General features: G+C 73.7%; 13 protein-coding genes. 7 read left to right on the forward strand and 6 right to left on the reverse strand.

What is annotated here, in order from left to right; genetic code table 11:
• Nucleotides 1-7: 7 nt before the first annotated feature.
• Both AWQ70_RS16260 and AWQ70_RS16265 read right to left on the reverse strand, forming a co-directional pair.
• Nucleotides 8-934 (reverse strand): aldo/keto reductase, encoded by a 927-nt coding sequence (locus tag AWQ70_RS16260; RefSeq protein ID WP_067176659.1) that lies wholly within the window; start codon nt 932-934, stop codon nt 8-10.
• A 78-nt stretch (nt 935-1,012) separates the two neighbouring features.
• On the reverse strand, nt 1,013-1,882 hold the full coding sequence (locus AWQ70_RS16265) for an NAD(P)-dependent oxidoreductase (RefSeq protein WP_067176662.1): 870 nt from the start codon (nt 1,880-1,882) through the stop codon (nt 1,013-1,015).
• A gap of 180 nt (nt 1,883-2,062) precedes the next feature.
• Between AWQ70_RS16265 and AWQ70_RS16270 the strand changes: the two genes are divergently transcribed.
• Nucleotides 2,063-3,352, forward strand: coding sequence for an FAD-dependent oxidoreductase (locus AWQ70_RS16270; RefSeq protein WP_067176664.1), 1,290 nt, complete (start codon nt 2,063-2,065; stop codon nt 3,350-3,352).
• A 16-nt stretch (nt 3,353-3,368) separates the two neighbouring features.
• Here AWQ70_RS16270 and AWQ70_RS16275 read toward each other — a convergent pair whose 3' ends face one another.
• The gene (locus tag AWQ70_RS16275) at nt 3,369-4,934 is read right to left on the reverse strand and encodes a multicopper oxidase family protein (protein ID WP_067176666.1); all 1,566 of its coding nucleotides are present in this window, start codon (nt 4,932-4,934) and stop codon (nt 3,369-3,371) included.
• Nucleotides 4,931-5,386: a hypothetical protein gene (locus AWQ70_RS16280; protein ID WP_067176669.1), complete on the reverse strand. Its 456-nt coding sequence runs from the start codon at nt 5,384-5,386 to the stop codon at nt 4,931-4,933. Before AWQ70_RS16280 ends, AWQ70_RS16275 begins: the two co-directional genes overlap by 4 nt.
• Nucleotides 5,387-5,560: 174 nt before the next feature.
• Here AWQ70_RS16280 and AWQ70_RS16285 point away from each other — a divergent pair, with 174 nt between their 5' ends.
• The 3 genes from AWQ70_RS16285 (at nt 5,561) to AWQ70_RS16295 (ending at nt 8,590) form a co-directional block, all read left to right on the forward strand.
• Nucleotides 5,561-6,712, forward strand: a complete 1,152-nt coding sequence (locus tag AWQ70_RS16285; RefSeq protein WP_067176671.1) for a sensor histidine kinase — start codon at nt 5,561-5,563, stop codon at nt 6,710-6,712.
• Nucleotides 6,709-7,377, forward strand: coding sequence for a response regulator (locus tag AWQ70_RS16290; protein ID WP_067176675.1), 669 nt, complete (start codon nt 6,709-6,711; stop codon nt 7,375-7,377). The genes AWQ70_RS16285 and AWQ70_RS16290 overlap by 4 nt, the downstream gene beginning before the upstream one ends.
• 196 nt (nt 7,378-7,573) lie before the next feature.
• Nucleotides 7,574-8,590 carry an alpha/beta fold hydrolase gene (locus tag AWQ70_RS16295; protein ID WP_157530106.1) on the forward strand — a complete coding sequence of 339 codons (1,017 nt, stop codon included), beginning with the start codon at nt 7,574-7,576 and terminating at the stop codon, nt 8,588-8,590.
• Between the two features lie 104 nt (nt 8,591-8,694).
• Here the strand turns inward: AWQ70_RS16295 and AWQ70_RS16300 are convergent, their stop codons facing one another.
• Nucleotides 8,695-9,114 (reverse strand): CBS domain-containing protein, encoded by a 420-nt coding sequence (locus tag AWQ70_RS16300; protein ID WP_067176871.1) that lies wholly within the window; start codon nt 9,112-9,114, stop codon nt 8,695-8,697.
• A gap of 142 nt (nt 9,115-9,256) precedes the next feature.
• On the opposite strand from AWQ70_RS16300, the gene AWQ70_RS16305 reads away from it, so the two are divergent.
• Both AWQ70_RS16305 and AWQ70_RS16310 read left to right on the forward strand, forming a co-directional pair.
• Entirely contained in the window at nt 9,257-9,664 is a 408-nt protein-coding gene (locus AWQ70_RS16305; RefSeq protein WP_067176681.1) for a DUF4259 domain-containing protein, read from the forward strand.
• A 111-nt stretch (nt 9,665-9,775) separates the two neighbouring features.
• Nucleotides 9,776-10,303, forward strand: coding sequence for a DUF1697 domain-containing protein (locus AWQ70_RS16310; RefSeq protein WP_067176683.1), 528 nt, complete (start codon nt 9,776-9,778; stop codon nt 10,301-10,303).
• Between the two features lie 129 nt (nt 10,304-10,432).
• Here AWQ70_RS16310 and AWQ70_RS16315 read toward each other — a convergent pair whose 3' ends face one another.
• A complete protein-coding gene (locus tag AWQ70_RS16315; protein WP_218004549.1) occupies nt 10,433-11,368 on the reverse strand; it encodes a TIGR03619 family F420-dependent LLM class oxidoreductase in 936 nt (311 codons plus the stop codon).
• A gap of 425 nt (nt 11,369-11,793) precedes the next feature.
• Between AWQ70_RS16315 and AWQ70_RS16320 the strand changes: the two genes are divergently transcribed.
• Nucleotides 11,794-13,422, forward strand: coding sequence for an amidohydrolase (locus AWQ70_RS16320; protein ID WP_067176690.1), 1,629 nt, complete (start codon nt 11,794-11,796; stop codon nt 13,420-13,422).
• Nucleotides 13,423-13,564: the final 142 nt, after the last annotated feature.

The raw sequence follows: 13,564 nt of genomic DNA on the forward strand, positions 1-13,564 counted from the left end.
AGGCCGGCTACGCCGCGATCTCGTCCAGCTCGGCCAGCGCCGCCGCCTCGGGCCGCCATGCCCCGGCGGCGGCGTTGGCCCTCACCTGCTCGGGCCGGGTGGCTCCGGCGATCACCGAGGCCACCGCGGGCCGGGCGAGGAGGCCGCCGATGGCGACGTCGAGCAGGCCCACGCCCTGCCGCTCCGCGAACGCCGCGAGCCGTTCCACGGTGTCGAAGCGGGCGTCGGTGAGGTAGTCGGGCCGGGCGGCGAGCCGGGTGCCCTCCGGGGGCGTCGCGCCGCGCCGGTACTTGCCGGTCAGCAGGCCGTTCGCCAGGGGGAAGTAGGGCAGCACACCGACGCCGAAGCGCCCCGCGGCGGGCAGCAGCTCCCGCTCCGCCCGCCGGTCGAGCAGGCTGTACTCGTTCTGCGCCGAGACGAAGCGCTCGTGCCCGGCGGCGCGGGCGATGTGGTCGGCGTCGGCGACCTGCCAGGCGGCGAAATTGGACGAGCCTATGTAGCGCACCTTGCCCTCGCGCACCAGCTCGGTGAGCGCGGCGAGCGTCTCCTCCACGGGGGTCGCCGGGTCGGGGAAGTGGAGCTGGTAGAGGTCGATCCAGTCGGTGCCCAGCCGGCGCAGCGACCGCTCGACCGCCTTGCGGATGTAGCGGCGGGAGGCGCGGGCGCCCCAGTCGGGGCCGTTCGCGCCGCCGGTGTCTCCGCCGAACTTGGTGGCCAGAACCACCTCGTCGCGGCGGCCGCGCAGCACCTCGCCGAGGAACGCCTCGGACTCGCCGTAGATGTCGGCGGTGTCGATGAGGGTGACCCCCGCGTCGAAGGCGGCGTCCACCACGGCGCGGGTCGCCTCGATGTCGATCCGCCGGCCGAAGTTGTTCGCCCCGAGGCCGACCGCCGAGACGACCAGACCGGAGTCGCCCAGGCGGCGGTAGGACATGTCTGTCACGAGAACGCTCCTCGTTGTCGTCTGCCGCGTACGCCGATCACCGCGTGCGGCCCGGCCCGCTCCCGGCGCCTACTCACCGGCCCCTTGCGGCGGACGCCGTCCGCGGAGGAGTTCCACGACCGCCCCGATGTCGGCGTCGGCCCAGCCGAGCTCGGCCGCCTCCTCGTAGCGCCGTTCGACCAGCCGGGCGATCGGCAGGTCGAGCCCGGCCTCCCTGGCGACGTCCCCGGCGAGCCGTACGTCCTTGGCGCCGAGCCTGGTCGTGAACCAGCCGCGATGATCACCGCTGAGGATATCGTCGATCCGGTTGTGGGCCGCGGGCGGGACGGTCGGCCAGCCGAGGAGGAAGTCACGCAGCAGCATGTCGTCCACCCCGGCGGCGAGGCCGGTGGCGGCCACCTCGCCGAGCACGGCGACGCTCGACATGAGCAGGTAGTTGTTCAGCAGCTTGAAGACGACCGCGTGGCCCGGGTCGCCCCCGCAGTAGCGGTAGGCCGCGAACGCCTCCGCCCACACCGGCCGCAGATCGTCGACCAGCGACCGGTCGCCGCCGACCAGCGTGAACGCCTGCCCGTCGACGACGGCGGCCGGCCCGCCGATGATCGGCGCGGCCACGAACCTGCCTCCCGGCGCGCTCTCGCGCAGCGCGCGGGACGTGCCCGGGGAGACGGTGCTCGTGTCGGCGAAGATCGGGCCCTCGACCCCGGCGAGCCGGGCCATGACCTCGCGCACCGCCTCGTCGCCGGCGAGCGAGAGCAGCACCGCGTCGGCGTCGCGCGCCGCCTCCGCCGGATCCGCCGCCTCGGCCGCGCCGAGCGCGGTCACCTCGCCGGCCCGGCCCGCCGTACGGTTCCACACCGTGACGGTGAAGTCCCGCGCGAGCAGCCGCTCGGCCAGCGCCCGCCCCATCCTGCCCATCCCGAGCACCGCGACGCGCATACGGCATCCCCCCTTCCGCCCATTGTCCCCGGCGTTTCCCCGCGGGAACGTCCCGGGTCGCGGGCTGTGGAGAACCCCGGACGCGAGGCCGTCACGCCGGCGGGCCCGCGATTTACGCTGGAACGGTCAGGAGCCGCCCGTACGAACCCGATGCTCATACGACCGCGAGGGAGCTGACGAATGCCGGAGCCCGAGAGCACGACCTGCGCCATATCCGGCGGCGGACCGGCGGGGGTGATGCTGGCCCTGCTGCTGGCCCGCGCCGGAGTCGAGGTGACGGTCCTGGAGAAGCACGGGGACTTCCTGCGCGACTTCCGCGGGGACACGGTGCACCCCTCGACGCTCGAACTGCTGGACGAGCTGGGGCTGGCGGACGAACTGGAGCGCATCCCCCACCGCGACCTGACCACGGTCCGGATGGACACGCTCGACGGCACGCTGGTGGACGCCGACCTCCGGCGGTTCGCGCCGAGGCGGAAGTACCGGCACATAGCGATGATCCCGCAGTGGGACTTCCTCACCCTGCTGGTGGAGCACGCCCGCCGCTATCCGGCGTTCCGGCTGCTGATGAACGCCGAGACGCTCGGGCCGATCGAGCACGGCGGCGCGGTCCGCGGCCTGCGCTACCGCGACGCGGACGGGGAGCACGACCTGCGCGCCGTGCTGACGGTGGCCGCCGACGGGCGCCGCTCGGACCTTCGGCGCGCCGCGGGCATGATCCCGATCGACTTCGGGGCGCCCATGGACGTGCTGTGGCTGCGCGTCTCGCGCCGGCCGGGCGACGTGGGCGGCGGCCTCACCGCCCGCATCGGCAAGGGTGAGATGGCCGGCGCGATCGACCGGGGCGACTACTGGCAGATCGCGTTCCTCATCCCGAAGGGCTCCTACCGGCGGATCAGGGAGCAGGGGCTCGACGAGCTGCGGACGCGGCTGGCCCGGCTGCTGCCGTTCCTCGGCGACCGGGTGAACGAGATCGACGACTGGGACAAGGTGGCGTTCCTCGAGGTCGGCGTGAACCGGCTGCGGCGCTGGGACCGGCCCGGCCTGCTGGCCATCGGCGACGCCGCGCACACCATGTCGCCGATCGGCGGCGTGGGCATCAACCTCGCGATCCAGGACGCGGTGGCGACCGCCAACCTGCTGGCCGGGCCGCTCCTGCGCGCCCAGGCGGACCCGGCGCGGTTCGACAGGACGTTGAACCCGCGCCTGGTGCGGCGGGTCCAGCGGCGCCGGGCGCTCCCGACGATCGGCACCCAGCTCGTCCAGTTGACGGCCCAGCGCCGGCTCATCGACCGGATCCTCGACGGCGAGGAGCCGCGGCTGCCCGCGTTCCTGAACGGCGAGCGGGCCGGCTGCGTCCTGTCCCAGCTCTTCGCGCGGATCATGCTGTACGGCATCCTCCCCGAGCACGTGCGCACGCCGGACCGGTCCGGCGCCGCCGCCCCCGCGCCGGCTGATCGCGCCCGCTGATCGCGCCGGCCGGCGGTCACACCACCTCGATGTCGGCCATCATCGCCATGTCCTCGTGTTCGAGGTTGTGGCAGTGCATCATGTACCGCCCGCCATAGCCCTCGAAGCGGACCAGCACCTCGACGACCTCGTACGGACGCACGTCCACGGTGTCCTTCCAGCCAGCGTCGGTGGCGGCGGGCGCCTTGCCGCCGCGGGTCAGCACCCGGAAGTGCGCCATGTGCACGTGCACCGGGTGGTGGAAGTCGCTGGCCAGCCGCCACACCTCGGTGGTGCCGAGGCGGGGCCGCGCCAGCGGGACGCCCGGCCGGAACGGCTGCCCGTTGATCGTCCAGCCGCCGGCCCACTCCCCCGACATGCGGAAGTCGAACACCCGCGTGGCGACGGCGGCGGATCGGTCGACCCGCTCCAGGCGGGAGAGCCGGTCCGGCACCGTGCTGTCGTCGGCGGCCCGGCGGGCGACCCGGAACGCCATCACGTTGCGCGCCGGTCCGGAGCCGAGGGTGTTGACCATCGTGACCCGGGTGCCGACGGGATAGGCGGAGAAGTCGACCACGACGTCGAACCGCTCGGCGGGGGCGACGGTGATCGCGTCGTGCTCCACGGGGGCGGCCAGCAGCCCCGCGTCGCTGCCCACCTGGACGAACCGGCCGCCAGGCCGCAGCTCCAGCCGGTAGCGGCGGGCGTTGGACGCGTTGAGCAGCCGCAGCCGGTAGCGGACGGCGTCCACCTCCAGCTCCGGCCAGGGGGCGCCGTTGACGAGGACGACGTCCCCTTCGACGCCCTGCATGTACGCGTCCTCGACGCCGGGGCGCAGCAGCAGGCTCGGGTCGCGCGAGGGGTAGCGGAACGCGCCGTCCTCGTCGAACGCGCGGTCGCAGATCATCAGCGGGATGTCGCGGTCGCCCTTCGGGAGCGGCAGCGCGTCGTCCTCGTCGTCGCGTACCAGCAGGAACCCGGCGAGCCCGCGCCATACCTGCGGGCCGGTGTAGTCCATGCGGTGGTCGTGGTACCAGAGCGTGGCCGCCCGCTGCTCCAGCGGGTAGACGTAGTCCCTGGCCCCCGGATGGAACGTCCACTGGTCCGGGTCGACCCGCATGCCGGCGTGGATGTGGCCGGTCGGGGGGCGGAACCCCCGTCCGGCGGCGACCACCAGATCGGTCGGGTACCCGTCGGAGGCGGCCGGGGTCACGCCGCCGTGCAGGTGGGTGGACGTCGGGACGGGCAGCTCGTTGCGGACCCTGATCACGGTGGGGTCGCCGCGCCGCAGGTCGAAGGTCGGCCCCGGGAATGTGCCGTCGAACCCCCACACCTCGGTCCTCGTCCCGGGGACGATCTCCACCTTGGCCGCGCGCTGCACGACCTCGTAGTGGCCGGGGCGTACCGGGCGGGCGACCCCGGGGACGGGCAGCGGCACGGTGAACGGCGCGGGCAGCGGGAGTGCGCTGGCGAGCGTGCGGCCGGAGGTCTCCCCGGAGAGCCGGCCGCACCCGGCGAGGCCGAGCGCGCCACCGCCGGCCAGGACGGCGCCGCCGAGCGCGCCGAGGAACCGGCGCCGGGAGAGCGTGGACGGGCGGATCATGCCGCGTTCCCCTCCTCACCGGCCCGCTCGCGGGCGCGCAGACCCCACCAGGTCCAGACGGCCAGCACGGCGGAGGCCCCGAAGATCGTCACGCCGAGCGGGAAGTGCCCCGCCAGCACCCGGCTCTGGCCGAGCGCGATCTGCGCCGTCTCCAGGCCCACCAGCGCCGCGCTCGCCCAGGCGGGGCCGCGCGGCCCGCGGCCCGGGCGCCACAGCAGGATCGCGGCGACGAGCTGGAGGTACAGCAGGACGTGTGTGAAGCCGCCGTTGTTGCGGTGCAGCGCCAGCATGTCCACGTCGCCGGTGACGAAGAGCCCGGCCAGGACCGCCTGCGCGAGGATCCCGGCCAGATGCCCGGTGGCGGCGATCCGCAGCCACCAGACGATCCAGCCCGGGGCGCGGGGCCGGAGGGTGCGGGCCGGTCGGCCGGCCACGGCGGAGGGAGCGTTCATGCGGGCAATGCTTCCGCCGGAGCGCCGTGTGATCGTCCGCCCGGCGACGGCGATTCGCCGTACATCGCGGGTGGTAGGGGACGTGGTCCCCTACCCCGGCGTACGACCGGGGATGTACGGGCGGGATCAACCGTGCGGCGGGCGGCCCATGGGAGCAGATGTCCTAATGTGTCGATGGTGAAAGCCCGCACGACGGACACACTGATCGCCGTCGCCGCCCTGATGGGCATCGTCGGCGGCACGTACGGCGGGCTGTCGAGCTCCGGCGCGTACGAACGCCCCCTGGACACGCTCGGCCTCGCGCTGATCGCGGTCGCCGCGCCCGCGCTGGCCTTCCGGCGGAGCGCTCCGCTGGCGGTCGGCGTGGTCACGGTGGCCTGCGCGGTGGCCTACTACGCCTTCCGCTATCCCGGGGTGTTCGCCGCCGCCCCCGCGCTGACGGCGATCTACACGGCCGCGTCCCTGGGGCGGAGGTGGCCGGCGATCTGGCTCGCCGTCGTGATGGACGCGGGCATCTACGGCCTGATCGCGCTGTCGGACACCGATCCGGCTCCGGGCGACGGCTTCAACCTGCTCGGCGGGTGGCTGGTGGCGATGGTCGTCCTCGGCGAGGTGACGCGGAACCGCCGCGCCTACCTGCGCGAGGTGGAGCGGCGGGCGATCGAGGCGGAACGCACCCGCGAGGAGGCCGCGCTGCGCCGGGCGGGCGAGGAGCGCCTGTGGATCGCCCAGGAGTTGCACGACTCGCTCACCCACAGCATCTCGGTGATCAACGTCCAGGTGTCGGTCGCGATGGAGCTCCTGGAGCGGCGCCCCGAGCTGGCCAGGGACGCGCTGGCCGCGATCAAGGAGTCCGGGCGCGAGGCGATGCGCGAGCTGCGCGGCACCCTCGGCGTGCTCAGGCAGGCCGACCCGGACGCCGCGCCCGCCGGCCTGGCGTCGCTGCCCCGGCTGGTGTCCCGGGCCGAGGCCGCCGGACTTCCCGTACGGACCGTCGTGGTCGGCGAACGGCGGGACCTGCCCGAGGAGGTGGACCGGACGGCGTACCGCATCGTGCAGGAGGCGTTCACGAACGTCCTGCGCCACGCGGGCCCGGCGTCGGTCACGCTGACGACCGAATACCATCCGGGGAAGATCGTCGTCCGGGTGGCGGACGACGGGCGCTCGTCCGGCGGCGCCGCCGGGCACGGGATGGGACTGATCGGGATGCGGGAGCGCGTGGTCGCGCTGGGCGGGGCGCTGTCGGCCGGGCCGGCCCCGGAGGGCGGGTTCCTCGTCCACGCCGAGCTCCCCCTCGCCGAGCCGCTGCCGGCGGAGCGGCCGTGATCCGGGTGCTGCTCGCCGACGACCAGCCGCTGATCCGGGCGGGCTTCCGCGCGCTGCTCGAACTGGCGGGGGACATCACGGTGGTGGGCGAGGCGGGCGACGGCGCCGCCGCGATCGAGCTGGCCCGCGAGCTGCGGCCGGACGTGGCGCTGCTCGACGTCAGGATGCCCCTCCTCGACGGCATCCAGGCGACCAGGAGCATCGGCGCGGACCCCGGCCTCGACGGGGTGCGGGTGGTCATCCTGACCAACTACGCGCTCGACGAGTACGTCTTCGCCGCGCTGCGGGCGGGCGCCAGCGGGTTCCTGCTCAAGGACATCGAGCCCGCCGAGCTCCTGCGCTCGGTGCGGGTGGCCGCCCAGGGGGAGGCGCTGCTGTCGCCGTCGGTGACCCGGCGGCTGATCGAGGAGTACGTCGCCACGCCGCCCCGGCCGATGGCCGCGCCGGGACTGGAGCGGCTGACCGGCCGGGAGCGCGAGGTGGTGGCCCTGGTCGCGTCGGGGCTGTCCAACGAGGAGATCGCCGCGCACCTGGTCATCAGCCAGGCCACCGCCAAGACGCACGTCAGCCGGTCGATGACCAAACTGGGGGCCCGCGACCGCGCCCAGCTCGTCGTGTTCGCGTACGAATCGGGGCTGGTCACCCCCGGCGCGGGCCGCGCCTGACCGATCCGCGGGCGGGCCACCGGGAGGCGCCCCGCCCTCGCGCCGAGAACCGCCTTCAGGGGGGCCGAGGCGTCGGGCCACGCGCGCGGGAACGCGGCGGCGACACGGTCCGGGACGGCGGGTCCGTCCCGGGTTAACGTGGACATCCAGCGAAACATCGGGCGGACGCGACCGTCTGGCCGGCGAGGAGGCCCCGGTGGACTACGAGATCTTCGAGCTGGGCGACGTCCGGCTCCAGTCCGGCATCACCCTGCCCGGCGCGAAGCTGGCCTACAAGACGTACGGCGAGCTGAACGAGGCCAGGAGCAACGCGATCGTCTACCCGACCTGGTACTCCGGGCAGCACTACGAGAACGAGTGGCTCATCGGCCCCGGCATGGCGCTCGACCCGGCGAAGTACTTCATCATCATCCCGAACATGCTCGGCAACGGCCTCTCCTCGTCGCCGAGCAACACCCCTCCCCCGCACGACCGGGCGCGGTTCCCGCACGTCACGATGTACGACAACGTGGAGATCCAGCACCGCCTGGTCACCGAGCGCTTCGGCATCGAGAGCCTGGAACTGGTCACGGGGTGGTCGATGGGCGCCGGGCAGACCTACCAGTGGGCGGTCAGCCACCCGGAGATGGTCCGGCGGATCCTCCCCTTCTGCGGCTCCGCGCGTACCAGCCGGCACAACTTCGTCTTCCTGGAGGGGGTGAAGGCCGCGCTCACCGCCGACGCGGCCTGGAACGGCGGCTGGTACCGCGAGCAGCCGTGGACGGGGCTGCGGGCACTGGCCCGGGTCTACGCGGGATGGGGGTTCAGCCAGCAGTTCTACCGCGAGAGGATCTACGAACGGGAGCCGCTGGGCTACGCGTCCCTGGAGGACTTCCTGGTCGGTTTCTGGGAGGGGCTGTTCGTCAAGCGGGACGCCAACAACCTGCTCGCCATGCTGTGGACCTGGCAGTACGCCGACGTGGGCCGCACCCCCGGGTTCGCCGGCACGGAGGAGGCGCTGGCCCGGATCCGGATGCCCGCGATCATCATGCCGGCCCGGCAGGACCTCTACTTCCCGCCCGAGGACAACGAGTGGGAGATCGGCCGCATCCCCGGGGCGGAGCTGCGCGTCATCCCCGGCTCGTGGGGACACTTCGCCGGAGGCGGCGCCAATCCCGAGGACACCCGGTTCATCGACGACGCGCTCAAGGACCTGCTCGCCCGGGAGGCGTAGTCCCCGCCCCGCGACGCGACCCGCCTCCGGGACTCCGGAGGCGGGGTCTTCGTGGTGCCCGGACGGCGTCGCGCCCCGCCGGTGTGCGGCGGGGCGCCCCCGGCCTACTTGTTGCCCTCGGCCGCCGAGATGTCGGCGAGGGCGGACCCGGAGTCGCGTTCGATCGCCAGGTCGCCGATGCTGACGATGCCCACGGGCTGGTCGTTCTGGACGACCGGGATCCGGCGCACCGCCTTGCTGCGCATGATCTGGATGACCTGGTCGATGCTGGTGTCCGGTCCGACCGTGGCGATGTCCTCGCCGCTGCAGACCTCGCGTACCGGCGTCTGCGGGGCCTTGTCGTCGGCGACGACGCGGACCGCGATGTCCCGGTCGGTCACGATGCCGCTCACGTGGCCGCCCTCCGTGACGATCACGGCGCCGGCGTCGTTGTCGCGCATGAGCTGGGCGGCCACGTCGACGCCCTGACCGCTGTCCACGGTCGCCGGGTTCCTGGTCATCACCTCGGCCACTGTCTGTGCCATGAGAACCTCCATCTTTTCGCCGTCTGGGCCCCCATACCCGTCGTTCGGGGCGCAAACGGGCAGGCACGTACGGGACCGGAGGATTTGTCGGAGCCGATCGCTACGATCACGCCCGACCGTTTTCCGAGACCGGAGGATCGACATGGGCGCGTGGGACCTGGGGCCGTTCGACAACGACGGGGCGCTCGACGCGCTCGGGCATATCGGCGAGGCCGCGGACGTGCCCGGCGAGCTGGTCCTGGCCATGCGCGAGGTCCTCGACGAGGACGGCTACGTCGAGGCGCCGGAGCTGTCCGGGGCGGTCGCTGCGGCCTGCCTGATCGGCGCGCGGCTGATCGGCTCCGAGCCTGACGTGGTCGCCGCCAAGTGGCTCGACCGGCATCCCTTCGCGGTGACCGACCCGCTGCGCGACCTGGCCCTCGCCACGCTCGACCGGGCCGCCCGGCCCGGCGACAACGAGCTGTACGAGTTGTGGGAGGACGGCGGAGGGGTGACGGAGTGGCTGGACCGGCTCGCCCCCTACCGGCGGGCCCTCGCGGCCCGGCCGTGAACGCCCGGCGTGCCCGGCGGGCGGAAATCGGCGCCGCTTCCCTGAACCTGACACCGTTCGACAGGTACGGCGCGTAACGTCTGTCCGTCTTCGGAAAGAAGGGAACAGGCGATGCGGTACGTGGCGCTGCTGCGCGGCATCAACGTCGGTGCGAGCACCGCGATGGCCATGCCCGATCTGCGGGCGGTGGTGGAACGGCTCGGGCACTCCGAGGTGCGCACGCACCTGCGGAGCGGCAACGTGGTGTTCACCTCGGCCGACGAGCGGCCCGACCGGGTCGCGTCGCTCATCGAGCGCGGGATCGCCGAGGATCTCGGCCTGACGGTCTCCGTCATCGTACGGACGGCCGCGGAGCTGCGCCGGATCGTCGAGGAGAACCCCCTCGCCGTACCGGACCCGACCAGGTTCACGGTGATGTTCCTCTCCGGCCCGCCCGACCGGGCCGCGTTGGAGGGCATCGACCCGGCCGCCTACGCGCCGGAGGAGATGCGGATCGGCGCGCGCGAGCTGTACCTGCACTTCCCTGAGGGCATGCGGCGCACCCGGCTGGACCCGCTGCTGGCGAAGCGGCTCAGCGGGACGTGGACGACCCGGAACTGGAACACGGTCACCCGGCTGCTGGCCCTCGCGGAGGGGTGAGCTCCGCCTGGCGGGAGACGGGGGCCTCGGCGGGTGAGCGCCGGTGGAGGCTCCGGCCTCTCGTGGACACCGAGCCGCACCCCGTCCTCCCGTGCCGCGCCATCCCGTTCAGGGGCGGGCGTCGGGGCGTCAGGAGGTGAGCGCCTCCACCCGGCGCATCACCTCGCGGCAGAAGTCCCCCACGCCGTCGGGGTCGTCGACGAACTGCGACGGCTTGATGCAGAACGTGGTGTATCCCTCGGCCATCCGCTCGGGGATGTGCTCCAGCGCGCGGCCCAGGTCCGCGCAGGAGCGGGCGTCGGGGAAGACGGCCCGGGTGCCGCCGGCCAGCTCCAGCTCGGCGATGTCCCGGCCCGCCGCGGCCATGCCCTCGGCCAGCGCCTGCATGTCCTCGGCCGAGGGATATCCGAGCGGGTTGAACCCGTGGCCGTACCTGACCAGGCGGCGCAGCAGCGTGGGCGTCACGGTCGCCCCGCCGAACCACAACACGGGCCCGCCCGGCCGGTACGCCTTCGGCTCGAAGTAGACGTCCTCGAACCGGTAGTGCTCGCCCTGGTAGGAGACCGGCGACTCGCGCCAGAGCAGGTCCCAGATCTCCAGGTGCTCGTCCAGCAGCCTGCCGCGCCGGGAGAACGGCACGCCGAGCGCGGCGTACTCGTCCCTGCTCCAGCTCACCGTGGGCAGCACGATCAGGCGGCCCTCGGAGATCAGGTCGAGGGTGCCCAACTCGCGGGCGAGCACCAGCGGGTGCCGCAGCGGCGCGAGGATCGCCGCGGCGGCCAGCCGCAGCGACGAGGTGACCGACGCGATCGCGCTGAGCAGCATGAGCGAGTGGGGCCAGGGGGTGAACGGGTCCTGGTTGCCCGGCAGCGCGTACTCACGGGGGTTGGCCATCCGGCCCTCGGCGCCGGCGTCGGGGCCGAGGACGACGTGCTCGCTGATCATCACGGAGTCGAATCCGGCGTCCTCCGCCTCGCGCGCCCAGCGCACCAGGGCGGGCAGGTCGCGGCCGGAGGTCATGGTCCAGTTCTCCGACAGGACGAGCTGCATCTTCGGCGCTGTCACGACGCGGTCCTCCCCGATAGCCCGGCTCCGCCCCGCCGCCTCGGCGGCAGCGTCGAGCGCGCCACCGGCAGCCGGCGGAGAAATCGTTAGTATCCGTACGATATTCGCGACCGGAGGTGCGACACAAGTGCGCACCCCCTCTCCCCGAACCTCGGGACACCCCCGCCGCCGCCATCCGCCATCGCGGGGACCACACCCGGAGAACGGTGTCGCCATCTGGGACGCCACACCATCCACCACATGGCGTGAGCGGCCGGAGGCGGACCGCCTCCAGGCGATCACCAGGGCTTGCCGCCGCTCATTTGGAACCGTACGATCCCTGCAACCAGTGAACGTTCGGTTCCGCACGAGAGACGGCCGCGCAGAACCGGCGTCGCTGCTCCCCTCCGACGACGCCCCGAGCGGGCCTACCTGGGAAGCGATTCATGACACACGCGGATCTGGTGTTCGTCAACGGCACCGTACTGACCATGGACGCGGACCTCCCGCTCGCGAGCACGGTCGCCGTACGGGACGGCGTCATCGCCCACACCGGTGCCGACGCCCGGGAGTGGATCGGCCCGCGTACCGAGGTCGTGGACCTGGGCGGCCGGGTCCTGCTGCCGGGGATCAACGACTCGCACCTGCACGCCTGCGGCTTCGGCCTGAACCGGCCGCCCTTCTCCGTCGACGTGGCGCTCGGCTCGATCGCCGCCGTGCGCGCCGCCGTCGCCGACGCCGTACGGCACACGCCGCCCGGCGAGTGGATCCGCGGCACCGGCTGGGACACCAGCACGCTGGCGGAGTGCGTTGCGAACTCCCGGCGGCAGCCCACCGCGGCCGACCTGGACGAGGTCGCGCCCGACCACCCGGTGCTGCTGCAGGACTTCTCCGGACACGTGACCTGGGTCAACTCCCGGGCGCTCGAACTGGCGGGGATCCCCGGCGACCACGGTCACGGCGGGCTGCTGCACGACGGCGACCAGGCCGCCGTCCAGCGCGTGTTGCCGTCCCCGACGCCGCGGGAGCGCGTCCAGGTGCTGCGCGACGTGCTCGCCACGCTGAACCGGGAGGGCATCACCAGCTTCACCGAGCCCGGCCTCGGTCCGGGCGGGGAGCACTCGTTCTTCGGCGGGATGGGCGCGGGCGTGCTCGACACGTTCACCGGCCTTGCCGCGGCGGGCGAGCTGACCGCGCGGGTGAGCGTGCTGGGGCTGCCCAGCCCGATGTCGGGGGCCTCCGTCGCCGAGACCGCGGCGTACCTGGCGGCGCCGCCCGACCTGAGCGGCGTCGACCCCCGGCTGGTGCGGCTGCTCGGCGTGAAGGTGTTCGCCGACGGCATCCCGCCGTCGGGGACGGCCTGGATGCACGAGGAGTACCCCTCCGGCGGGCACGGCTCGCTGTGCGTCCACGGACACACCGAGGCGGCGCGCGGCGAGGAGCTGGCCGAGATCCTGCGGCTGGTCCACACGGCCGGGCTGCAGCTCGGCATCCACGTGATCGGCAGCCGGGGCATCGACTCCGTGGTGGACGCGCTCGCGGCCGTCGCCCGCGAACACCCCCGGCCGGACGCCCGGCACTACCTCATCCACGGGCAGTTCGCGTCCAGGACGGCGCTCGCGCGGCTCGGCGAGCTGGGCTACGGCATCAACATGCAGCCGGCCATCCAGGGCCTGCTGTCGGACCAGATGCGCGAGATGTTCGGCGACGAGGCGGCCGACAACGAGTGGCCGGCCCGCTCCGCCCTGGACCTGGGCGTGGCGACCGCGTGCAGCTCCGACGCCCCGGTCACCTTTCCCGACTGGCGCGCGGGTGTCGCCTCGCTGCTGTCCCGCACGTCGAAGGCGAGCGGGCGGGTGGCGGGCGCCTGGGAGCGGATCGGCCTCGAGGAGGCGCTGCGCTGCTACACGATCAACGGCGCCCGGCAGGACTTCGCCGAGACGTGGAAGGGGTCGATCACTCCGGGCAAGGTCGCCGACCTGTGTGTGAGCGGGGCCCGGACGCCCGAGGACATCCCCTCCGCGCCGGTCGAGATGACGGTCTTCGACGGCTCCGTGGTCTTCTCGGCCGGGTGATCCCCCGCGCGTCCCCGCCGGGATCCCACCCCCGGCACACGCCGGCCCGCCCGATCGAGGCGGGCCGGCCGGGCCCGTTTCCGGCCGTCTCAGGAGCGTCTCCCGGGCGGCCGGCCGGCCCGTTTCCGCTCGTCTCAGGGGC

The sequence above is a fragment of the Microtetraspora niveoalba genome, assembly GCF_001570405.1.
Lineage (GTDB): Bacteria > Actinomycetota > Actinomycetes > Streptosporangiales > Streptosporangiaceae > Microtetraspora > Microtetraspora niveoalba.

Excerpts from the sequence above, each read along its gene's own strand:
- AWQ70_RS16260 (WP_067176659.1), bottom strand. The coding sequence starts at position 934 with ATGTCCTACCGCCGCCTGGGCGACTCCGGTCTGGTCGTCTCGGCGGTC.
- AWQ70_RS16265 (WP_067176662.1), bottom strand. The coding sequence starts at position 1,882 with ATGCGCGTCGCGGTGCTCGGGATGGGCAGGATGGGGCGGGCGCTGGCC.
- AWQ70_RS16270 (WP_067176664.1), top strand. The coding sequence starts at position 2,063 with ATGCCGGAGCCCGAGAGCACGACCTGCGCCATATCCGGCGGCGGACCG.
- AWQ70_RS16275 (WP_067176666.1), bottom strand. The coding sequence starts at position 4,934 with ATGATCCGCCCGTCCACGCTCTCCCGGCGCCGGTTCCTCGGCGCGCTC.
- AWQ70_RS16280 (WP_067176669.1), bottom strand. The coding sequence starts at position 5,386 with ATGAACGCTCCCTCCGCCGTGGCCGGCCGACCGGCCCGCACCCTCCGG.
- AWQ70_RS16285 (WP_067176671.1), top strand. The coding sequence starts at position 5,561 with ATGGTGAAAGCCCGCACGACGGACACACTGATCGCCGTCGCCGCCCTG.
- AWQ70_RS16300 (WP_067176871.1), bottom strand. The coding sequence starts at position 9,114 with ATGGCACAGACAGTGGCCGAGGTGATGACCAGGAACCCGGCGACCGTG.
- AWQ70_RS16305 (WP_067176681.1), top strand. The coding sequence starts at position 9,257 with ATGGGCGCGTGGGACCTGGGGCCGTTCGACAACGACGGGGCGCTCGAC.
- AWQ70_RS16310 (WP_067176683.1), top strand. The coding sequence starts at position 9,776 with ATGCGGTACGTGGCGCTGCTGCGCGGCATCAACGTCGGTGCGAGCACC.
- AWQ70_RS16320 (WP_067176690.1), top strand. The coding sequence starts at position 11,794 with ATGACACACGCGGATCTGGTGTTCGTCAACGGCACCGTACTGACCATG.